Source organism: Pseudomonas sp. HP_12 (assembly GCF_055283955.1).
Genome location: NZ_JBTOQG010000011.1, coordinates 1 through 23,149, shown reverse-complemented (window position 1 = coordinate 23,149; position 23,149 = coordinate 1). Strand labels below are relative to the sequence as shown.

At 61.6% G+C, this 23,149-nt stretch carries 13 protein-coding genes and 2 pseudogenes; 7 read left to right on the top strand and 8 right to left on the bottom strand.

Annotation, left to right across the window (positions count from 1 at the left end; translation table 11 throughout):
- Window positions 1-77 precede the first annotated feature (77 nt).
- From queF to ACYASU_RS09720, 5 genes are all read right to left on the bottom strand, one after another.
- Window positions 78-908, bottom strand: a complete 831-nt coding sequence (gene queF, locus ACYASU_RS09740; RefSeq protein ID WP_463582662.1) for an NADPH-dependent 7-cyano-7-deazaguanine reductase QueF — start codon at window positions 906-908, stop codon at window positions 78-80.
- Between the two features lie 80 nt (window positions 909-988).
- A complete protein-coding gene (gene copI / locus ACYASU_RS09735) occupies window positions 989-1,516 on the bottom strand; it encodes a copper-resistant cuproprotein CopI (protein WP_282372710.1) in 528 nt (175 codons plus the stop codon).
- A gap of 3 nt (window positions 1,517-1,519) precedes the next feature.
- Entirely contained in the window at window positions 1,520-2,764 is a 1,245-nt protein-coding gene (locus ACYASU_RS09730; RefSeq protein ID WP_346629663.1) for a lipoprotein-releasing ABC transporter permease subunit, read from the bottom strand.
- Window positions 2,765-2,831: 67 nt separating this feature from the next.
- A complete protein-coding gene (lolD, locus tag ACYASU_RS09725) occupies window positions 2,832-3,515 on the bottom strand; it encodes a lipoprotein-releasing ABC transporter ATP-binding protein LolD (protein WP_167355799.1) in 684 nt (227 codons plus the stop codon).
- Between the two features lie 7 nt (window positions 3,516-3,522).
- Entirely contained in the window at window positions 3,523-4,773 is a 1,251-nt protein-coding gene (locus ACYASU_RS09720; protein ID WP_108119677.1) for a lipoprotein-releasing ABC transporter permease subunit, read from the bottom strand.
- Window positions 4,774-4,922: 149 nt separating this feature from the next.
- Between ACYASU_RS09720 and ACYASU_RS09715 the strand changes: the two genes are divergently transcribed.
- Together ACYASU_RS09715 and ACYASU_RS09710 are read left to right on the top strand one after the other, a co-directional pair.
- Window positions 4,923-5,516 carry a PilZ domain-containing protein gene (locus ACYASU_RS09715; protein ID WP_282372715.1) on the top strand — a complete coding sequence of 198 codons (594 nt, stop codon included), beginning with the start codon at window positions 4,923-4,925 and terminating at the stop codon, window positions 5,514-5,516.
- Window positions 5,517-5,576: 60 nt separating this feature from the next.
- Entirely contained in the window at window positions 5,577-6,299 is a 723-nt protein-coding gene (locus ACYASU_RS09710; RefSeq protein ID WP_346626445.1) for a glycerophosphodiester phosphodiesterase, read from the top strand.
- 42 nt (window positions 6,300-6,341) lie between these two features.
- Here the strand turns inward: ACYASU_RS09710 and sthA are convergent, their stop codons facing one another.
- Together sthA and ACYASU_RS09700 are read right to left on the bottom strand one after the other, a co-directional pair.
- Window positions 6,342-7,736, bottom strand: a complete 1,395-nt coding sequence (gene sthA / locus ACYASU_RS09705) for a Si-specific NAD(P)(+) transhydrogenase (protein WP_122538030.1) — start codon at window positions 7,734-7,736, stop codon at window positions 6,342-6,344.
- 286 nt (window positions 7,737-8,022) lie between these two features.
- Window positions 8,023-12,585, bottom strand: a complete 4,563-nt coding sequence (locus ACYASU_RS09700) for a dermonecrotic toxin domain-containing protein (RefSeq protein WP_463582661.1) — start codon at window positions 12,583-12,585, stop codon at window positions 8,023-8,025.
- A gap of 297 nt (window positions 12,586-12,882) precedes the next feature.
- On the opposite strand from ACYASU_RS09700, the gene tcuC reads away from it, so the two are divergent.
- Window positions 12,883-14,175, top strand: coding sequence for an MFS transporter (tcuC, locus tag ACYASU_RS09695; RefSeq protein ID WP_192174302.1), 1,293 nt, complete (start codon window positions 12,883-12,885; stop codon window positions 14,173-14,175).
- Window positions 14,176-14,595: 420 nt separating this feature from the next.
- Here the strand turns inward: tcuC and ACYASU_RS09690 are convergent, their stop codons facing one another.
- On the bottom strand, window positions 14,596-16,059 hold the full coding sequence (locus tag ACYASU_RS09690) for a glyceraldehyde-3-phosphate dehydrogenase (protein ID WP_065989594.1): 1,464 nt from the start codon (window positions 16,057-16,059) through the stop codon (window positions 14,596-14,598).
- Window positions 16,060-16,228: 169 nt separating this feature from the next.
- Here ACYASU_RS09690 and mfd point away from each other — a divergent pair, with 169 nt between their 5' ends.
- From mfd to ACYASU_RS09670, 4 genes and pseudogenes are all read left to right on the top strand, one after another.
- Entirely contained in the window at window positions 16,229-19,693 is a 3,465-nt protein-coding gene (mfd, locus tag ACYASU_RS09685; protein ID WP_346626447.1) for a transcription-repair coupling factor, read from the top strand.
- A gap of 9 nt (window positions 19,694-19,702) precedes the next feature.
- Window positions 19,703-20,239: a peptidoglycan binding protein CsiV gene (locus ACYASU_RS09680; protein ID WP_463582660.1), complete on the top strand. Its 537-nt coding sequence runs from the start codon at window positions 19,703-19,705 to the stop codon at window positions 20,237-20,239.
- 13 nt (window positions 20,240-20,252) lie between these two features.
- Window positions 20,253-20,766: pseudogene (locus ACYASU_RS09675) on the top strand (SWIM zinc finger family protein); the annotation flags it as partial.
- Window positions 20,767-20,828: 62 nt separating this feature from the next.
- A pseudogene (locus ACYASU_RS09670) lies at window positions 20,829-22,961 on the top strand (DEAD/DEAH box helicase); the annotation flags it as partial.
- Between the last annotated feature and the right edge of the window lie 188 nt (window positions 22,962-23,149).

The following is a 23,149-nucleotide window of genomic DNA, read 5'->3' as shown; positions in this document are numbered from 1 at the left end:
CATCCCTTCCCATTCATGTGAGAGCGCCACGCCGGTCGCTCCCACAGTGCGTTCACTTGCAGAACGTGAGTGAGATATTACTGCCGCGCGAGACGTCCGTTCTCCAGCGTCAGCGTTTCAGTGCTGCGGTAAGGGTTGATGTCCAGCCCGCCGCGGCGCACGTAACGCGCGTACACGGTCAGTTTCTCCGGCTTCAGCAGACGCTGCAGGTCCATGAAGATGCGCTCCACGCACTGCTCGTGGAAATCCGAATGCTGGCGGAAGCTGACGATGTAGGCCAAGAAACTTGCGTGATCAAGCGCCGCGCCACGGTATTCAACCGCAACGCTGCCCCAGTCCGGCTGACTCGTCACCGGGCAGTTGGATTTGAGCAGATGGCTGTGCAGCGAATCGTCCACCACACGCGATTCATCGCAGCGCAGCAGCTCGGGCTGAGGGCGGTCGTAGCTTGAAATGCTCACGTCCAGGTCATCAACACACACGCCCGGCACCGCGACAATCCCCTCGGCCTCGATGTCCTTGAGGCTGCGAACGCGCACCCCCACCGGCTTGCCCGCGGCAGCCGACAGATCCTTCTCCAGCGTGGCGATCAGCTCGGCTTGAGACGCAAACGCGGTCTGATTGAGCGAATTGAGGTAGAGCTTGAACGACTTGGATTCGATGATGTTGGCCGAGTCCGCCGGAATGCTGAACTCACCGATAGCCACCACCGGCTTGCCCGACGGCAGCAGCCAGGACAACTCGTAGCAATTCCAGAAATCGACACCCTGATAAGGCAGCGTCTCGGCGGTCAGCCCCAGCTCTGCCCATTTGGCAGCGCGCGGTATCGGGAACAGCAGAGACGGCGTGTAGGTGGCGATGTACTCGCTGGACTTGCCCAGCGGCGAGTGTTCGGCTGCGGGATGCATGGCGGGACCTGAACCTTAAAAAGCGGCTGTTAAAAACCAAGGCCGCGAAGTTTATCGGGTTCGGACCGGGTTTTCAGCGTTTACTGACTGATCGCCACCTTGCCGACCATGCCCGCCTGGTAATGCCCGGGAATATTGCAGGCGAACTCCAGGCCAGTGGCGTCGGTGAACGTCCAGGTCAGCTCGGCGGTTTTGCCTGGTTCGACCAGCACGCTGTTGGGATCGTCATGTTTCATGCTCCCGGCGCCCTGCTCCGAGCCGTGATCCATGCCGGCCATGTCGTGCTTCATGCCGGTCGGGGTCAGCATGCCGCTGGCCGTCATTTTCAGCATTTCCTGCTGATGCGCCGCATGCATGGCTGCGTCACCCAGGTTGAACTCATGCAGCAGCCGGCCCTTGTTGACCAGCACAAACCGCACGGTCTCGCCCTTTTTCACGTCTAGGGATTTGGGTTCGAAGTAGATATCGCCCAGGGTCACTTCAACCGTACGCGTTGCCTGAGCCGCATCGGCGGGATGACCGAAGGCGAAATGCTCGCCGGGTGATGCCTGCGCCGAGAGGCTTGCTCCCAGCACCAGGGCAATGGCGAAAAGACGGGGCATCCTCATTTCCTATTCGTAGCGCAAGGCGTGGGCCGGCTGGATCTGAGCGGCGCGGTAGGCCGGGTAGATCGTTGCCAGGAAGCTGAGGATAAACCCGGCACTGCAGATCAGCGCCACGTCACTGCCTTCGAGCTTCGACGGCAGATTGCTGATGAAGTAAACGTCCGAGGTGAAGATGTGCTGGCCCGTCACGCGCTCGACCCAGCCGACGATCTGGCTGACGTTGATCGCCGCAATCACGCCCAGCACGCCGCCGATCACGGTGCCGACGATGCCGATGACGGTGCCCTGAACCATGAAAATGCTCATAATCTGGCCGGGTGTCGCGCCGATGGTGCGCAGGATCGCGATGTCAGCGCCCTTGTCGTTTACCACCATGATCAGCGTGGCGATGATGTTGAACGCCGCCACGGCAACGATCATCAGCAACAGCAGACCGATCATGGTCTTTTCCATCTTCATTGCGCTGAACAGGCTGCCCTGGCTGTGGGTCCAGTCATCCGCCTTATAGTCCGCACCGAGTCCGCCGGCGATGGCCGTCGACACCTGCGGCGCGGCGTACAGATCGGTCAGCGCCAGGCGCACACCCTGCACCTGATTGGGCTGCCAGCGCTGGATCACGGCGGCATCAGCCACGTTGACCAGCGCCATGGAACCGTCCAGCTCAGCGCCGACCTTGAATACGCCGACCACCGTTAAACGCTGCAGCCGCGGAGTGATGCCACCCGGGGCATTGCTGATTTCCGGCACGATCAGGGTCAGTTTGTCGCCAACGTTCAGACGAAAGCGCCGGGCGGTGATTTCGCCGATCACCACCCCAAACTCACCGGCCTTCAAGTCCTGCAGCCGGCCCTGCACGATGTGCTGGGTGACGATGGAGACTTTGGATTCCAGGGCCGGGTCAACGCCGTTGATCTGAATCGGCTGCATCGAGCCCTTGTACGACAGCATGCCGTCCATTTCAGTGAATGGCACGGCGGCAGTGACTTGCGGGTCCTTGAGCGATGCCTTCGCAGCGGGCTGCCAGTCGTCCAGCGGCTTCACCCCGGAGATCACCGCGTGCGGCACCATGCCAAGGATCCGCGAACTCATTTCCTGCTGGAAACCGTTCATCACGGACAGCACCACGATCATCGCCAGCACGCCCAGCGCCAGCCCGATCATTGAGGTCATGGAAATGAACGAGATGAAGTGGTTGCGACGCTTGGCCCGCGTGTAGCGCGTTCCGATAAAGATGGATAACGGTCTGAACATTCGTGGAGCACCGTAACTAAGCAGCTAAAAGTAAAAGCCGATGCCCGAGAGACACCGGTTGTACGGGTCAGGCTTCGACCAGACGGCCTTCTTCAAGACGCCACACGCGGTCCATCTGCCGGGCCAGCGTCATGTCGTGGGTCACCACCAGAAACGCGGTGCGCGACGACGTGCTGAGTTCCAGCATCAGGTCCTGAATCCCCTGAGCCGTGTGGGAATCGAGGTTGCCGGTGGGCTCGTCGAGCATAACCAGACCCGGCTGGTTGACCAGCGCGCGGGCAATCGCCACCCGTTGACGTTCGCCGCCGGACAACTCCGACGGCTTGTGCGCCAGGCGATGCTTGAGCCCTACCCGCTCCAGCAGCGCGGTTGCACGCTGACGGGCTTCCGGAATAGGCGTCTTGCCAATCAACAATGGCATGCAGACGTTTTCCAGCGCCGTGAACTCGGCCAGCAAGTGGTGGAACTGATAGACGAAGCCAAGGGCGCGATTGCGCAGCAGGCCGCGAGCCTTTTCGTTCAGCGCCGAGAGCTCTTCACCGGCCAGCCAGACGCTGCCTTCGGTGGGCGTGTCGAGGCCGCCGAGCAGGTTGAGCAAGGTACTTTTGCCCGACCCCGAACTGCCGACGATCGCCACGCGTTCGCCCGGGTGCAATTCCAGTTGCAGCCCGGACAGCACGACCACGGATTCCGGACCTTCCTCGTAGGATTTGCCCAGGTTGCGGCAGCTCAGTACAGCTTTATCACTCATGCCCGACTCACTCATAACGTAGCGCCTCCGCCGGCTGGGTGCGCGCAGCACGCCAGGCTGGATACAGGGTGGCGAGGAAACTCAGGACCAGCGCCGCGCCGCATACCAGCAGCACATCCTGGGCCATCAATTGCGAAGGCAGATAGTCGATGAAGTAGACATCCGCGTTGAGGAATTTGTGGCCGATCAAACCTTCCAGCGCGGAAATCGCCGAACTGACGTTGAGCGCCGCGAGAATGCCGACACCTGCGCCGATCAGCGTGCCGACCACACCGATGACCGTGCCCTGGACCATGAAGATCGCCATGATCTGGCCCGGGGTCGCGCCCAGCGTGCGAAGGATGGCGATGTCACCGCGCTTGTCGTTGACCACCATCACCAGCGTGGAAATGATGTTGAACGCCGCGACCGCCACGATCAGCAACAGCAGCAGGCCGATGATGGATTTCTCCATGCCGATCGCTTGATAGAGATTGCCGTGGGTGCGCGTCCAGTCGCGGGAGTAATACTGGTGCTCGCCGAGATTCTGGGCGATTTCGTACGCGGTGCGCGGCGCCTTGAACAGATCGGTGAATTTCAGGCGCAAGCCCTGCACCTGGTCCGGCTTCCAGCGGTGCAGCCGCGCAAGATCCTGCAGATTGGTGACGCCCAGGTAGCCGTCCAGCTCGCCGGCGCCGACGTGAAAGATGCCGACTACGGTGAAGCGCTTCATGCGCGGGAACATGCCGGCCGGCGTCACGGTGACTTCCGGGGACACGAAAGTGACTTTGTCGCCCATGCCGACACCGAGCTTGGTCGCGGCCTTGTCGCCGATCACCACGCCGAAACCGCCCGCGACCAGATCATCGAGGCTGCCCTGCTTCATGAATCCGTCGATGATCGACACCTTGCGCTCCTGCGCCGGGTCGATGGCGTTGAGCAGGATCTTCTGCACGTTGCCGTTGTTGGTCAGCAGACCTTGCATCTGGGTGAACGGCGCAACGGCTTCGACCTGTTTGTTCTGTTTGACCCTTGCGGCCAGGGCCTGCCAGTCATTGATTGGTTCGCCGGACTCGATGGTGGCGTGGGGCACCATGCCCAGCACGCGGGTGCGCATCTCATGGTCGAAGCCGTTCATGACAGACAGCACGACGATCATCACGACCACGCCCAGGGCGAGGCCGATCATCGACGTCAGGGAAATGAAGGAGACAAAGTGATTACGGCGCTTTGCACGGGTGTAGCGCGTGCCGATGAATACAAAAAGAGGTCTGAACATTTAGGCGCTTGTTCGGAGGAATGGGAACGTGCTTGTGGCGGGCCTGGGGCAAGCGGCTTTACACTCGAATCACCGCCGAATCATGCTCGGAAAGCTGAGCTATGATCTTGAGCAATCACTCTGACAACCGCCGCTACCATGGGTTCGCCATGCCGACACTAGATGAAGAAGAACGCCGCGAATACTACCGTATCGAGGACAGCGTCGCACTGGAAATTAACCGGATTGCCGGCCCCGGCACGGGAGATGAACCTGGCCATCACGACACTTCGACGCTCTTCGATCTGCTGAGCGAATTGCACGTCGCCGAGTTCGAATCCCAGCACCTGCTGCGTCAGCTGGATGATCGCGACCGCACCACCAACAGCTTCCTTCGGGCCATGAGCAAACGCATCGACCTGCTCGGCCAAGTGGTTGCGCACACCGCACTGGGCAAGCTCGGCGCCCCGCAGCGCGTGATCATGTCCGAGGGTGGTCTGCAATTTGAAACCCCTCAACCCTTCCAGCCCGGCACCCTGCTGTCGGTGAAAATGGTGCTGATGCCCCAGGCTTCCGGGATGATGCTGCGCGCACGGGTGACGCAGTGCCATGCCTTGACCATCGGCGATTTTGACGTCGGCACGGAGTGGATCGACCTCACCGATGCCCAGCGCCAATTGCTCGCCCGACACATCCTGCAACGACAAGCCGCTCAGAGGCGACTGGCCCGTGAGCAAAGTGACCCCGACGTAAAGCCCAACTGATTCCAGCTCGACTTATTCCAGAGCGATTTATTCCCGCGCCATGCGTACCAAGGAGTGATTGTGACCCTTATTTACGGCCACCGCGGCGCCAAGGGCGAAGCACCGGAAAACACCCTGACCAGCTTTCAGGAATGCCTCAAACACGGCGTCAAACGTTGCGAACTGGATCTGCACCTGTCCCGCGATGGCGAGCTGATGGTGATTCATGATCCGACCCTCAAGCGCACCACCGACCGGCGCGGCAAAGTCGTCGAACACGACGCCGCCGATCTGGTGACCTACGACGCGCGCAAGGGCGGCCCGGGCTGGGTGCAGCCCTGCCCCATTCCGCGCCTGGAAGAACTGTTCGAGAAATGCCCCTTCGATCACTGGCAGCTGGAAGTCAAAAGCGCGTCACGCACCCGTGCTGCAACGACCGTGCTGGCGATCCGCGAAATGGCTCAGCGCCACGGGCTGCTGGACAAAGTAACGATCACGTCGAGTTCCCGGGAAGTGCTGCGCGCGGCTTTGGAACTGACGCCAGACATTTCGCGCGGGCTGGTGGCGGAATACGCCTGGCTCGACCCGCTGAAAGTGGCTCAGGGCTACGGATGCGAGATACTCGCGCTGAACTGGACGCTGTGCACGCCCGAGCGCTTGAAGAAAGCCCAGAATCAGGGCCTGCATGTCTCGGTGTGGACAGTCAACGAGCCCGCGCTTATGCGCAGACTCGCCGACTTCGGCGTTGACAGCCTGATTACAGACTTTCCCGGTTTGGCCAGCGCCACCCTTGGGAAATACTGAAATCGGTCTCCCCGGCCGGCTCAGGCCACCGGCCGGAGCCGCTCAAAAAAGCCGGTTGAGGCCGTCGTACGCCGCTACCCGATAGGCCTCGGCCATGGTCGGGTAGTTGAACGTGGTGTTGACGAAATACTTGATGGTGTTCGCCTCGCCCGGCTGATTCATGATCGCCTGACCGATGTGCACGATCTCCGATGCCTGGTCGCCGAAGCAGTGCACGCCGAGGATCTGCAGGGTTTCCCGGTGAAACAGGATCTTCAGCATGCCGACCGGCTCGTTGGAGATCTGCGCGCGGGCCATGCTCTTGAAAAACGCCTTGCCCACTTCGTACGGCACTTTGGCCACGGTCAGGTCATGCTCGTTCTGACCGATCGAGCTGATCTCGGGGATGGTGTAGATCCCGGTCGGCACGTCGTTGACGAAGCGCCACGCGCCGTTGTCCACCGCGCTGCCCGAGGCCGACCGACCCTGGTCATAGGCCGCACTCGCCAGACTCGGCCAGCCGATCACGTCGCCTGCGCCATAAATGTTCGGCTGGCTGGTGCGGTAGGCTTCGTCGACATCGATCTGCCCGCGTCCGTTGGCCTTGATGCCGACGTTTTCCAGACCCAGCTTGTCGGTGTTGCCGGTACGGCCGTTACACCACAGCAAGGCGTCGGCCTTGACCTTCTTGCCGGACTTGAGGTGCAGGATCACACCGTTGTCCAGCCCTTCAACGCGCTCGTATTCCTCGTTGTGTCGAACCATCACGTTGTTGTTGCTGAAGTGATAGCTCAGGCCCTGGGAGATTTCCGAGTCGAGGAAGCTCAGCAGCTGGTCACGGTTGTCGATCAGTTCGATCTCGACGCCGAGGCCACTGAAGATGGACGCGTATTCGCAGCCGATGACGCCTGCGCCGTAGATGATCAGTTTGCGCGGGGTGTGACCCAGGCTGAGGATGGTGTCGCTGTCGTAGATGCGCTTGTGGGAAAAGTCGATATCGGCGGGCCGATAAGGCCGCGAGCCGGTGGCGATGATGATCTGGTTGGCAACCAGTTTTTCCACGACGCCGGTGTTGCACACGACATCAATGCTGCGCTCGTCGGCGAAGCTGCCGGTGCCGAAGAAGACGTCGACACGGTTGCGCGCGTAGTAACCGGTGCGCGACGCCACTTGCTTGTTGATGACCTTCTCGGCGTTCTTCAGAACGTCCGGGAACGAGAACCAGCGTGGCTCGCCAATGGCGCGGAACATCGGGTTGGTGTTGAACTGGATGATCTGTTTGACCGAGTGACGCAGGGCCTTCGACGGGATCGTGCCCAGGTGCGTGCAGTTGCCGCCGACCTGCCGACGGCTGTCGACCATTGCCACCTTACGCCCGGCCTTGGCAGCGTTCATTGCCGCGCCTTCACCCGCCGGGCCCGAACCCAGCACTACCACGTCGTAGTTGTAGACAGCCATGCGTACTCCTCAGAACTGGCCGAGCCACCACTCTGGTGCCTCTGGCTGAATCATGCCGCTCCGGGCGGCATGAAGGATCGAAACTCGCGGCGCAGTCTAGTCGCACCGAGGGCAAACGACCATTAACCCTTGGTCGCGTCCCTCGGCAGACTTCCCTGCGCTTTTGCGGGTCGAGGGGCGGAAGCCTTACTCGACTGCAGAATTGCTGCGGATGATAAATCCCTTGCGTGACGAATCCTAAAAAAATCGCACGTCCAAGCAACTGCCTCTGCAGCGGCCCTGGAATTTACTCGGCCAGATGCAGAAACAACCGCTGCGCGAGTTCCTTGCCGATGGCACTGCGATAAATGCTCACGACTTCCTTATTGTCCTTGGCCGCCTTGAGCATCGCCCTGTAACCCATCAGTCGCTGTTCAGGCAGTTTCAGGTGCGCGGCGGTGAAGGCGTCGGCTGCGGCATCTTCACTGGCGTAATGAAAATGCGCCCACCACAGCAGATGGTCTTCCTTGTCGCGAATGGCGTATTCCTGCACGAAGTCGTTGCGGCGGGCGCCCGACATATTTTTTCGGCCGTCAACCCGGGCGATGTGCACCTCCTGCTGGCGATCCAGATAACTGATCCGGCTGGCTGTCGGCGGCTGTCGCTTGATCATGTCGATGCGCAATTGCCGGCCCTGCTCGCGAAGTCGCTGCCCGGCCTCACGCAACTCGTCCAACAGCGTCTGCACGGCCTGGGCCCTGCTTTCCCCCGCGTCGGAATCGTCCAGATGAATCTGCAGCTTCTCCGCCAGCTCACCGAGCTTGTCGGCCTTTTGCACCAGGATGTCTTCCATGTCCTCGGGCTCACTGGCGCGAAGGGATTGGCGCACCGCACTGGCGATGTCAGTTTCTATCCGCTCCAGCAAGGCGCGTCCGCGGCGCATGAGCTCTGCCAGCGGGACGATGCTGTCACGATTGACCGGCTGTCGGCGCTGGTCCTCGAGTTCAACCCACTCCCCTTCCGCATGCTGGTGGTATGTGCCGACGACGCGATCACCGGTGGCGTCCTTGACCTCCACGACTTCACCCAGTGAAGGCTCTTCACCTTCGCGCAGACGGCCAATCAACGTGCGTTGGCCTCGGGTCTTGATCACCCGCTTGCGCGTCTGGGCCGCGCGCGGAACATATTCGGCAAGCGTCTCGGCGGGCTCCTCGCTCTCGCGAATGAGGTCCGAAAGCCGGTGCTCGGCGCGGTCGGAGATCAACGAAAGATCCTCGAGAAAACGATTGAAATGCCCGGTATTGACCGCTTCGGGCTCACTTTCAAAGGCGGCGAGCGCGACTATCGAGGCCCGGTCATATTCCCTGAGGGAGCTTTCCAGCACAGCGATCTGTTCGGCGATCGTGTAATCGTGTGGCCTTTCCAGCTCGGCCTGAGAGCTCAGCCCCGAGTGCAGTGAGTCGTCGTTGAGCATGCGCTTGAGCGTCACCGCCCTGTGGGTGTCCAGAATGGTCTCGGCGCTGAAACACAGTTCGAGGGACGACCACATGCGACTGGCGCGCCAATCAACGAGGGAGAACATCCTGTTGTTGTAAAACTCCAGCGCTTCCGTGCGCCAGTATGCCTCGCCGACTTTCGGCACCTCGCGCAACCGCTGCCACAGCCCTTCCCTGACCAGCGCCCAGTGCACTCCGCTCTCTTGCAGCACCAGCGACTTCTCGAACAGCCCCAGATAGATCCCGACATTCTCGAGAGAGAGAATCCCGGACACGGCGCGCATCCGGGCCAATTCTTCTTTGGCGACGATGAGCATGTCGCTGAGCAGCACGCCTTCCAGCAGACAGATCCGCCTGACGATGCCCTGCAGGTCCTTGGCATAGGTTTTGTCAGGGGTGCGATCGGCAGGACGCAATGACTGGTCGATAGCATTTTTGCGGTCGATGATCTCCATCACGGCGCGGATGTCTGTTTCCAGCAACGAAGTGATCTCATGGTGCCTTTCGAGCGGCAGGGCATCGATACGGTTGTCGTTCTCCACAATCCTGATGTAAAGATCGTTCTGGCGCTTGAGCAGCTCGGACTTTTCCGCGATGGCCAGCTTGAGTCGGGCGGCGTTTTCCAGCGCGAGTTGCCGGGCGCTGCGCTTGGGGCCGCCGCCGCGAAGGCGCAGCCCAAGGTCAAGACGCCAGACTTCACTCTCACGCGCAAGCCAGGGCCCGGTGAGTTCATCGTTTCGCGGGTCGATAATCTGCACGTGGTCGCTCACCTGAACCCTGTACACCGCACCATCAATGCGCGCGTACCACGCGCCATTCAGCTCATACAGCCCTTGGGTGCCAGCGGCGCCTGATGGCTCCGGCAGCAAAGGCGCTGGCCGGACTTCAAACGCCTGCAGCGCAACCTGCTGGGCAGCCGTGAGGCTCAGATCGGCGCGCGACCAGGAAAAATCCAGTTGGGTTCTCACTGTGCCGGGCAGCGGGTCGGGCTCTGCTACAGGCGTTGGCTCCGGGGCAAGGGTCGGACTGGGTGCAGCCAGCAGGTCTGCCAGATTCGGCCGAGCTACCCCTGCTGATCGCCCGCGCGCCGGGAGGACACGATTAGCCTGGGTGCTATGCAGCAGCAACATCGCCACGGTGAGCAGTAAATTGCCCATGGATTCTTCACGATCACGGTCAGTGGCATTGCGCTCAGAGGCCAGGGCCCCTTGCGCCTCGTTCATCATCTGCACCAGCCACAGCGCATTGCCGACGGGGCCGGAGACAAACGGCATGAGGGTCTCCAGCGCCAGCCAGCCACCGCGCTTGAGCAAGGCCCAGCGACTTTCTGCGTTGGAGGTGGACTGCCGGTCCGCCAGCTCGACCAGCGCGGCTGCATCGGCCTTGAACAGCGCAACCAGCGGGTCACCGACGACTTCGTCGACAGCCATCTGCGCAGGCGCCGGGGTTTCCAGGGGTGCGAACTCCGAACCCTGACCGAAGCGCACGATGTGCGGCTGATCGAAGCCGCCATTGCCGTACATCTGCTGCGCGTGATCGTCCATCCACGTCAGCACGTCATCCTGAAGCTCACCGGGTTCGACGATGGCGGCGCGCAGGGCTGCCCAGGATTCGAATTCGATCAGCGACTGACGGGAAAACGGTCGATACAGCACCACCGGATCCCTGGACGTATCGCGGTCACTGATCACGAACATGTTGGCGACCGCATCAGCCTTCCTGCCAACCATGGCGCGGAAGGCCAGTGGACGCAGCGTCGTGTTGCGCAGCGCTGAAGGGCGCTGTTCCGGCGGCTGCACGAGGGCGGCAACACGCTGACAGGCGCTGTCACAAAAGTGCCCCTCGCTCCGCATTTTCAGCTCCAACGCCCGCAGTGGCAGCTGCGCCCGAAGCTGATCGATGTACGCCACCTGACGCTTGGCGGATTCACCGGGGTCAGTCACCAGCAGCCGTTTCAGCAGCGCAGGATAATGGCGTCCGATGTCCACCTGACACACCAGCAGCCGCAGATAATCGGCGCTGAACCAGTCCGGCGCCGGGGTGCCGTCCCTGTGCACGACGTGCAGCGCACCGGCCGGCTCGCCGGAAAGGTTTTCCAGAGCAAACTCGGCGAGGCTCATGCGCACTGGCTCGACCACGCCCGAGGTGACCACCTGACCACCGCCGGGAATCGCGGCGGCGACCACTTTGCGGATAACGACGTCCAGATCGGCGATCAGCAGATCTGCGGCCTCCGGGTGATCGGCGAGCATTTCGCGCTGCAGTTGCTGACTGGCGTAATCGAGCAACGGCGGAATGTCTTCGTTGAACGTGCTTGCTGCGCCCGCTGGAGCGCTCGCCAACGCAATCATTCGACGGCTGAAATCCATGCGGTCGGCAACGCTGGCGTTGCGCAACCAGTCAGGAAGGGTTTCGGGGGTTTCCATCCCGGGGATGGCGGGGATCAGAAAAGGCGTGATGTCTGTGGCGATGGTCATCCGGCGATCAAGATCGGCAAAATCTTCTGCGTCGGCGTGATCGAGCCGGGTGATCTGCTGCAATTGGCAAGCAAGGATTGACTGGGCCAATGCGTCGAACAGGTCTCCCTCAACCTCGCGCAGCGCCCAGGTTTCGGGGTGGGTGGCTGCCGGCGAAGTATCGAGGCTGGCCAGCAGATCAGCCAGCGAGCCATGCCTGACGATCAGACCCGGCGACTGCCATGTGAAAAACATCTCCGTGCCGCCCCACACGCCGGTCGCTGCCAGCACGGGCAGCACTGACGCCGGTGAGGAAGCATCCACTGCCTGGGGGATGCAGGCACGAACGACATCGTCCGCATGGACCTTGTCGATACTCAGCATGAAATTGCGTTGGGTCTGGTCGGGAAAATAAGCGATGGGACGAAGGAAATCGCCCTCGTTTTTGTGCAGCGCCGGGGTGTCGTTCAACGCTCGCAGATAGCCCTTCTTCAGTGCATCAGACAGCCCCGCCCAAGGGCTCTGCCCATCGGCAGTCGGCGCTTCCCAGAAATCCATCAGCGCCTGCTGGAACTGTTCGTTCAGCGCCAGAGCAACCGTATCGACCAGAATATTCAGCTGATCGAAATCGATGGGCGTCGGGGTCGCGTCCTGTACGGCGGGATCGATGACAAGTGTGTTGGCTTCGGAGCGCCAAAGGGGAGTCTTGCCCGTCAGGAATGCCTGCTGCAGATTTCTCAACAGTGTTTCCGCGCGCTGGGTGCCGTCGGAGGCGGTTCGGGTGATGACGCAAATCTCGGGATCGATTTCGAGGTCCGGGAATTGTTGTTGCAGTGCGGATTGCAGCTGTTTGATCGCGACGTTATGCAAGGTCGGTCGCCGGGAAACTCCAGCGATCAGATGAAGGGTTGAGCTCATTGGCCAGTTAACTCGTGCAATGGATTGAGGATCGCTCAGGGCCCCGTGAGGCACTGAGAGAATGTGCGGGGAGTTAAACCGGGAACGAGTCCATCGATGGGATACATAAATATTGTTTTCACGCGGGCGCAGCGGGAGGTCCGTGGTCGATGGCCGGGGCGTTCTGATTGCCAACCGCCAGCTTTACACATATCGTTACAAATCTGGGGTGCCCGAGGCCAAGCGCGGGCGCCGCAGCAGAGGACGCATAAATATAACGGATCCCCCCAGCTAGACAGCTTAAGTGAGTAATTCCAGATGGCCTCGAACACGGGCAAAGGCAAGGCGATATTTCGCGTTGTGAGCGGCAACTTCCTTGAAATGTTTGACTTCATGGTCTATGGCTTCTACGCCACAGCCATCGCCAAAACCTTCTTCCCCGCCGACAGTGAATTCGCATCGCTGATGCTGTCGCTGGCGACCTTCGGCGCCGGTTTCCTCATGCGCCCTCTGGGTGCGATTTTCCTCGGCGCCTACATCGACCACCACGGCCGGAAAAAGGGCCTGGTCATTACGCTGGCGATGATGGCCATGGGTACGGTGCTGATTGCCTGCGTGCCGGGCTACGCGACCCTGGGCGTCGCCGCGCCGCTGCTCGTGCTGATCGGGCGTCTACTGCAAGGCTTCTCCGCAGGCGTTGAACTGGGCGGTGTCTCGGTTTATCTGGCGGAGATTTCCACGCCGGGCCGCAAGGGCTTTTTCGTCAGCTGGCAATCGGCAAGCCAACAGGCAGCGGTGGTTTTCGCCGGTCTGCTGGGTGTTGGCCTCAACCACTGGCTGAGCCCGGAAGACATGGGCCAATGGGGCTGGCGCGTGCCGTTCCTGATCGGCTGCCTGATCGTTCCGGCGATCTTCGTGATCCGTCGCTCGCTGGAAGAAACCCCTGAGTTCGAAGCCCGCGCGCAACACCACCGCCCAAGCCTGGGCGAAGTGGTCAAGTCGATCGGCCAGAACTTCGGACTGGTCATCGCCGGCATGGCGCTGGTGGTCATGACCACGGTGTCGTTCTACCTGATCACCGCCTACACCCCGACGTTCGGCAAAAACGAGCTGCACCTGTCTGATCTGGACAGCTTGCTGGTGACCGTCTGCGTCGGGATTTCGAACTTCATCTGGCTGCCTGTGATGGGCGCGCTGTCGGACCGGATCGGCCGCAAGCCCCTGTTGCTAGCGGCGACCATTCTGGCGATCATCACGGCGTACCCTGCCCTGTCCTGGCTGACCGCCAACCCGAGCTTCGGCAACCTGCTGATGGTCGAGCTGTGGCTGTCTTTCCTGTACGGCTCGTACAACGGCGCGATGGTGGTTTCCCTGACCGAGATCATGCCGGTCGAAGTGCGCACCACCGGCTTCTCCCTGGCCTACAGCCTGGCGACCGCAACGTTCGGCGGTTTCACGCCGGCGGCCTGTACTTACCTGATTCACGTGCTGGACAACAAAGCGGCTCCAGGCATCTGGCTGAGCGGCGCTGCGGTACTGGGCCTGATCGCCACGCTGGTGCTGTTCCGCAAGGGTCAGACACGGATTCAGGGCGTGACGGCGGTGAGCTGATCGCCGAGAGCTTCAAGCTTCAAGCCATAAGCTCAAGCAAAAAAACGCCCCGATTGATTCGGGGCGTTTTTGTTTCCTGATGACACGGCCACCTTCTCTGGTAATTGACAGTCAGCCTTCGCGAGCAAGCTCGCTCCCACAGGATCGTGGGTCGCCTCGGGACTTCAGCCGTTTCGTAGGACTTGTGGGAGTGACCGGGGTGGCGCTCCACCTTGCTCACGAAGAGGCCGGGGCAGCCAGCCACCTTCTCTGGTGATTGACAGTCAGCCTTCGCGAGCAAGCTCGCTCCCACAGGATCGTGGGTCGCTTCGGGATTTCTGCCAGTTCGCTGGACTTGCTCACACATGAAAACGCCCCGAACCAGTCGGGGCGTTTTTTTGTGCTTAGCGTTTCAGCTCACCGCTTGCCGCTGCTTTCAACCTACTTCGGGAAAGCTGGCGGATTGACCCCGGTCATTTCTTCCATGACGCGGACCACTTGGCAGCTGTAGCCGAATTCGTTGTCGTACCAGACGTACAGCACAACGCGGTTATCCATGGCGATGGTCGCCTCAGCGTCAACGACGCCGGCGTAACGCGAGCCGACGAAGTCGGTGGACACCACTTCCAGGGAGTTCACGAAGTCGATCTGTTTGTGCAGATCCGAATACAGCGCGGTGTGGCGCAGGTATTCGTTCATCTCTTCGCGCGTGGTTGCCGTCCCCAGGTTCAGGTTGAGGATGGCCATCGAGACGTTTGGCGTTGGAACGCGGATCGCGTTACCGGTCAGCTTGCCGGCCAGCTCGGGCAGTGCCTTCGCCGCAGCGGTGGCGGCGCCGGTTTCGGTGATGACCATGTTCAGCGCGGCGCTGCGGCCACGGCGATCGCCCTTGTGGAAGTTGTCGATCAGGTTCTGGTCGTTGGTGTACGAGTGAACGGTTTCAACGTGACCGTTGACGATGCCGAACTTGTCGTTGACGGCCTTCAGCACCGGCACGATGGCGTTGGTGGTGCAGGATGCCGCGGAGATGATCTTGTCATCGGCGGTAATCTGCTGGTGGTTGATGCCGTGCACGATGTTCTTCAACTTGCCCTTGCCCGGCGCGGTCAGGACCACGCGGTCGATGCCCGGGCACTGCAGGTGCTGGCCCAGACCCTCGGCATCACGCCACACACCGGTGTTGTCGACCAGCAATGCGTCCTTGATACCGTACTGGGTGTAGTCCACCTCGGCCGGGTTCTTGGCGTAGATCACCTGAATCAGGTTGCCGTTGGCGCAAATGGTGTTGTTGGCTTCATCGATGGTGATGGTGCCGTCGAAAGGACCGTGGACCGAATCACGGCGCAGCAGACTTGCGCGCTTGACCAGATCGTTTTCAGCACCCTTGCGGACCACGATGGCGCGCAGACGCAGGCCGTCGCCGCCACCGGTTTTTTCGATCAGGATGCGTGCCAGCAGACGACCGATGCGACCGAAGCCGTACAGGACGACGTCAGTGCCCTTGCGCTCGCCGGAGTTCTGCTGGCCAATGACTTCGGCCATTTCTTCGCGGATGAATTCTTCAGGCGTGCGGCCATTGGCTTCGGCCTTGTACTTCACCGCCAGCTTGCCCAGGTCCACCGAAGCGGCGCCCAGTTTGAGCTCGCTCATGGCTTTGACGAGGGGGAACGTCTCGTGTACGGATAACTCGCTGGCGTCGGCCTGGCGGTGACGCGCAAAGCGGTGTGCTTTGAGAATCGCGATGACTGAACGGTTGATCAGGCTGCGGCCATAGATCGAACTCACCACATTATTATTGCGGTAGAGCTGACCGATAAGCGGGATCATCGCCTCGGCGAGGGCTTCACGATCGATCCATTCACCAAGACACTGGTCGGGCTTCTGAGTCACGGGAACCTTCCACATGTAGGGGCTGAAAAAAGGGACTACATTATGCACAGGCCTTTGTTTATGAGCAATCCAGAGTTTTCACGAGCTGGAGCACTACATAATTCCCGGCGCACAAAACTGACAGCGTCTCTGCGGATTAGTTACACTCCCCGGCTTTGCCGCAACGCCTGGAGCTTTAACTTCCGTGCCCGTTCTGCGCCTTCCGATTCTGCCTGCTGCAGCAGGCAAACAACATTGGGGTAACCTCCCCGGTGCCGCCCTGAGTCTCGCCATCGCCGAGGCTGCCAGCGCCGCGAAACGCTTCACCCTGCTGCTTACCGCAGACAGCCAGAGCGCCGAGCGACTGGAGCAGGAACTGAAGTTTTTTGCCCCTGATCTGCCGGTCCTGCATTTCCCCGATTGGGAAACCCTGCCCTACGATCTGTTCTCGCCCCATCAGGACATCATCTCCCAGCGCATCGCCAGCCTGTACCGGCTGCCGGAGCTGGTGCACGGCGTACTGGTGGTGCCGATCACCACCGCCCTGCACCGTCTGGCGCCGACCAGTTTTCTGCTGGGCAGCAGCCTGGTCCTCGACGTCGGCCAGAAGCTCGACGTCGACGCCATGCGCACTCGCCTTGAAGCCAGCGGCTATCGCTACGTCGACACGGTGTACGAGCACGGCGAATTCACCGTGCGTGGCGCGCTGATCGACCTGTTTCCGATGGGCAGCAAACTGCCTTACCGCATCGACCTGTTCGATGACGAAATCGAAACCCTGCGCACCTTCGAGCCGGAAACCCAGCGCTCCATCGACAAGGTCGATTCGGTGCGTCTGTTGCCGGCGAAAGAATTCCCGCTGCAGAAGGAAGCCGTGACGCGCTTCAAGGCTCGCTTCCGCGAGCGCTTCGACGTCGATTTCCGCCGCAGCCCGATCTTTCAGGACTTGAACAGCGGCATCACGCCGGCCGGTATCGAGTACTACATCCCATTGTTCTTCGAAGAAACCTCCACGCTGTTCGACTACCTGCCCCAGGACACCCAGGTGTTTTCCATGCCGGGCATCGAAGCGGCGGCCGAGACGTTCTGGAAGGACGTGCGCAACCGTTACGAAGAACGTCGTGTCGATCCTGAACGCCCGTTGCTGCCGCCGGCCGAGCTGTTCCTGCCGGTGGACGACTGCTTCGCGCGCCTGAAGAACTGGCCGCGGGTGGTCGCCAGCCAGGACGACGTCGAAAGCGGCGTTGGCCGCGAGCGTTTTCCGGCACAGGTGCTGCCTGATCTGGCCATCGAAGCCAAGGCCAGTCAACCGCTGGCAGCGCTGTCGAAGTTCCTCGGCGAATTTCCCGGCCGCGTGCTGTTTACCGCCGAATCCGCCGGTCGCCGTGAAGTGCTGCTGGAGCTGCTCGAACGCCTGAAGCTGCGCCCGAAAACCCTGGACAGCTGGCAGGAGTTTGTCGACAGCAAGGAGCGTCTGGCAATCACCATCGCGCCGCTTGACGAAGGCCTGGTGCTGGAGGAGCCGGCGTTGGCGCTGGTGGCGGAAAGCCCGCTATTCGGTCAGCGGGTCATGCAGCGTCGCCGCCGCGACAAGCGCGCCGACAGCCACGCCAGCGATGCCGTGATCAAGAACCTGGCCGAGCTGCGCGAAGGCGCCCCGGTGGTGCACATCGATCACGGGGTCGGCCGTTACCTGGGGCTGGCAACGCTGGAAGTCGAAAATCAGGTCGCCGAGTTCCTCATGCTGGCCTACGCCGAGGAAGCCAAACTGTATGTGCCGGTGACCAACCTGCACCTGATCGCCCGTTACACCGGCAGCGATGACGAGCTCGCGCCGCTGCACCGCCTGGGTTCCGAGACCTGGCAGAAAGCCAAGCGCAAGGCCGCCGAACAGGTCCGCGACGTGGCCGCCGAGCTGCTCGACATCTACGCCCGCCGCGCGGCTCGCGAGGGGTATGCCTTCGCCGATCCGAAGCTGGACTACGACACCTTCAGCGCCGGCTTCCCGTTCGAAGAAACCCCGGACCAGCAGACCACCATCGAAGCCGTGCGCGCCGACATGCTCGCGCCCAAGCCCATGGACCGTCTGGTCTGCGGCGACGTCGGTTTCGGCAAGACCGAAGTGGCCATGCGTGCGGCGTTCATCGCCGTGCACGGTGGCCGCCAAGTGGCGATTCTGGTGCCGACCACCCTCCTCGCCCAGCAGCACTACAACAGTTTCCGCGACCGTTTCGCTGACTGGCCGGTGACGGTTGAAGTGATGAGCCGCTTCAAATCGGCGAAAGAGATCAACGCCGCCGTGGCCGACCTGGCCGAGGGCAAGATCGACATCGTCATCGGCACCCACAAGCTGCTGCAGGACGACGTCAAGATCAAGAATCTGGGGCTGGTGATCATCGACGAAGAGCACCGCTTCGGTGTGCGTCAGAAGGAACAGCTCAAGGCCCTGCGCAGCGAGGTCGACATCCTGACCCTCACCGCCACGCCGATCCCGCGCACCCTGAACATGGCCGTGGCCGGCATGCGTGACCTGTCGATCATCGCCACCCCGCCCGCGCGACGTCTGTCGGTGCGCACCTTCGTCATGGAGCAGAACAAGCCGACGGTCAAAGAAGCGTTGCTGCGTGAGTTGCTGCGCGGCGGTCAGGTGTACTACCTGCACAACGACGTGAAGACCATCGAGAAATGCGCGGCGGACCTGGCCGAACTGGTGCCGGAAGCACGCATCGGCATCGGCCACGGGCAGATGCACGAACGCGATCTCGAACAGGTGATGAGCGACTTCTACCACAAGCGCTTCAACGTGCTGATCGCCTCGACCATCATCGAGACCGGCATCGACGTGCCGAGCGCCAACACCATCATCATCGAGCGTGCCGACAAATTCGGTCTGGCGCAGCTGCACCAGTTGCGCGGTCGGGTCGGGCGCAGTCACCACCAGGCCTACGCCTACCTGCTGACACCGCCACGCAAGCAGATCACCCCGGATGCCGAGAAGCGTCTGGAGGCGATCGCCAACACCCAGGACCTCGGCGCGGGCTTCGTGCTTGCCACCAACGACCTGGAGATCCGTGGCGCCGGCGAACTGCTGGGCGATGGCCAGAGCGGGCAGATCCAGGCGGTGGGCTTCACCCTGTACATGGAAATGCTCGAACGTGCGGTCAAATCGATCCGCAAGGGCGAGCAGCCCAATCTCGACCAGCCGCTGGGTGGCGGTCCCGAGGTCAATCTGCGGGTGCCGGGGCTGATTCCGGAAGCCTATCTGCCAGACGTGCACACGCGCCTGATTCTGTACAAGCGCATCGCCAACGCCGCCGACGAAGAGGGCCTCAAGGACCTGCAGGTCGAGATGATCGACCGCTTCGGGCTGCTGCCGGAACCGACCAAGAATCTGGTGCGCCTGACCTCGCTCAAGCTGAAGGCCGAGCAACTGGGCATCAAGAAAGTCGACGCCGGGCCCCAGGGTGGACGCATCGAATTCGCGGCGGAGACCCCGGTCGACCCGCTGACGCTGATCAAGCTGATCCAGAGCCAGCCCAAACGCTACAAGTTCGAAGGCGCCACGCTGTTCAAATTCATGGTGCCGATGGAGCGTCCCGAGGAACGCTTCGCCACACTGGAGGCGCTGTTCGAACGCTTGACCCCACCGCCTTCCAAAAAATCGGCTTAAGGATTCACCATGGGTTTGATCCGCTCCTTCACCCTGCTGCTGGTGCTGTTTGCCCCGGCGGCCTTCGCCGATGGCACCTATCAGGTGGAACTGATCCTGTTCCGTCAGAACGGCGAGCCGGCGGCGACCAATCAACCCGCGCCGGAAGACTGGGCCGCCGGGGCGCAACGGCTGGGCGCGGACAGCCAGACGCCCACGGCGCTGGACGGTCTGGTGAACAAGCTGGAATCAAGCGACGGCTATAAAGTGCTGCTGCACACCGCCTGGCAACAGGACCTCAGTGCCACGCCGAGCAAGGTGGCCATCAGTGACGGCCAGGAGCAGTTCGGCCACTTCCCCATCGAGGGCACGGTGAACCTGGGTCTGGCACGCTTTACCGACATCGACGCGAACTTCTGGGTCAACCAGCTGGACAGCCACGGTGTGCTGGTGACCAGCGAGCGCATGCGTCAGGCCACTCGCGTCAGAAACGGAGAACTTACTTATATGGACAACGGAAGCCTCGCCATGCTGATCAAGGTTTCCCCCGTCCAGCCACCGCGTTGACGCAGGCCTAGACGTGGCGTCCCTACTGGAAAAAGCCCTCGCCCTGCCGTGGGAACCGCTGTTCAAAACCCAGGCGGTCGAGCGGGGTCTGGAGTACGCGCGGCAGAAGCGCGTGATGCTCGAACACTTGAGCGGCGATGTGGTGCGCACGGTGTGCCGGGGTTCAAGCCTGGAGAACTACACCCAGACGCTGTTGTTCAAGGACCCCGAGCGCACGCGCAATTTCATTGTCGGCAAATGCACCTGCCCGGTCAGAAACAACTGCAAGCACTGCGCGGCGGCGCTGTTCTTCTTGCAGGACCCGGCAAACAGCCCCGGCATTCTTGCAGCGGTGGACGGCGAGCCAACTGCGCGCAGACCGAAAGTCGTCGAGCAAAAACCCAAGTTGCCCGAGCGCTTGGAAAAGAACATCAAGCCCGAGCCGCGGCTGATTCTCGCCAGCTTCGAGTACAGCGCCTACGAGCCGCGCAACGGCAAGATGCAGCGGCACATCCAGCACCGCGCAGCCCTGGCGTTTCGCTACCGTGAATCCTATGTGTCTGGCGTGCCCGCCCCCGGCCGTGGCGGCGACATCCTCTGGCATCTGCCGGACGAAATTCTGCGCACCCGCCGCCATCCGGAGCGTGAAGGCGAGTATCGCAAGCAGCTTCAGGAACTGGGCTTTCGCATTGCGACCCGGCAGAGCAAGGCGCTGCCGGACAGTGCCGGCGAGATGTTCGAACTGCCCACCGACAAGGCCTGGCTGAGTTTCATTCTCGATGACCTGCCCCGGCTGCGCGCCGAAGGCTGGCAGATCGAGATGAGCGAAGACTTCGGCTTCGACGTGACGCCGGTGGACGATTGGTACGCAGTGGTCGACGACGAGCCGGAGCGCGACTGGTTCGATCTGGAGCTGGGGATCATCGTCAATGGCGAGCGGCTGAGCCTGCTGCCGATTCTGATCAATCTGCTGCGCACGCACCCGGAATTGATGACCGCCAGCGGCATCGCCAAGCGCCGCGACGACGAGCAGCTGCTGGTTCAGCTCAACCATTTCACCCAGCGCGGCGGCGTGCCGATTCAGGTGGCGCTGCCTTATGGGCGGCTGAAACCGGTGCTGGCGACCCTCGGCGATTTCTATTGGCGCGAGGATGGCAACAATGCCATTCGCCTGAACACCGCCGACGCCGCGCGGCTGCGGCAGCTCGATGACCTGCCGCTGGTGTGGCAGGGCGGCGACCGGCTACGGCAGTTTTCCGAGCGACTGGTGAACATCAAGGACGTGCGCGGTGAGGTGCCGGAGGGCCTGAATGCCACGTTGCGGCCTTATCAGCTGGAGGGCCTCAGCTGGATGCAGGCACTGCGCGAGCTGGAAGTCGGCGGCGTGCTCGCTGATGACATGGGCCTGGGCAAGACCCTGCAAACCCTGGCGCACCTGCTGCTGGAAAAACAGGCCGGACGTCTCGACCGACCGGCGCTGGTGGTGATGCCCACCAGCCTGATCCCGAACTGGATGGACGAAGCGAAGCACTTCACGCCGCAAATCAAGGTGCTGGCGCTGTTCGGCACCCAGCGGCATCAGGATTTCAAACATCTGCAGGATTACGACCTGATCCTCACCACTTACGCGCTGCTGCCCCGTGACGTCGAGGTGCTCAGTCAGCAACTGCTGCATGTGCTGGTGCTCGATGAAGCGCAATACATCAAGAACCCCACCAGCAAAGCGGCCCAGGCGGCGCGTCAGTTGAATGCTCGGCAGCGTCTGTGTCTGAGCGGTACGCCGCTGGAAAACCACCTGGGCGAGCTGTGGTCGCTGTTCCATTTCCTCATGCCGGGCTGGCTGGGCGATGCCAAGCAGTTCAACAGCAATTACCGCACGCCGATCGAGAAATTGGGCAACGAGCAGCGTCTGGAGCACCTCAACGCACGGATCAAGCCGTTCCTGCTGCGCCGGACCAAGGAGCAGGTGGCGACCGAGTTGCCGCCGAAAACCGAGATCGTGCATTGGGTCGAGCTCAACGACACCCAGCGCGATGTATACGAAACCATGCGCCTGGCGATGGACAAGAAGGTCCGCGACGAGATCACCCGTAAGGGCGTGGGGCGCAGTCAGATCATCATTCTTGAGGCGCTGCTCAAGCTGCGTCAGGTCTGCTGCGACCTGCGGCTGGTCAACAGTGCGCCGGTCAATCCGCGGCAGTCGAGTTCGGGCAAGCTGGACAGCCTGATGGAGATGCTGGAGGAGTTGTTTGCGGAGAATCGCAAGATTCTGTTGTTTTCGCAGTTTACGTCGATGCTGGAGTTGATCGAGGCGGAGTTGAAGCAGCGCGGGATCGCGTATTCGCTGCTGACCGGGAAGACCAGGGATCGGCGGGTGCCGGTACAGGATTTCCAGAGCGGGAAGCATCCGATCTTCTTGATCAGTCTGAAGGCGGGTGGCACGGGGTTGAACCTGACGGCGGCCGATACGGTGATTCACTATGATCCGTGGTGGAACCCTGCGGCGGAGAATCAGGCGACGGATCGGGCGTATCGGATTGGTCAGGATAAGCCGGTGTTCGTGTACAAGATGATTGCGCGGGGGACGGTGGAGGAGAAGATTCAGCATTTGCAGCAGGAGAAGGCGGCGCTGGCGGCCGGTGTGCTGGATGGGCGCAAGGCCGGGGACTGGAAGTTGCAGGATGAGGATATTGCGGCGTTGTTTGCGCCGTTGCCGGTGGTGGCCAAGAAGATCAAGCGCTAAGGCGGGTGTTTTGGGATCAAGATCTAAAGCGTCTGCCTAAGGGCAGACATTTCGCCTTCGGCGAGTTACTTGGAAAAGGGGGGTGTCAGAAATTTTGTGTTCGGGCATAACATGAGTAAGAGGTGCATGTATGCCAACCAAAAAGAAACCTGCGTTACGCGAGCTACCCAAAATCCCTAAAGAGCTGC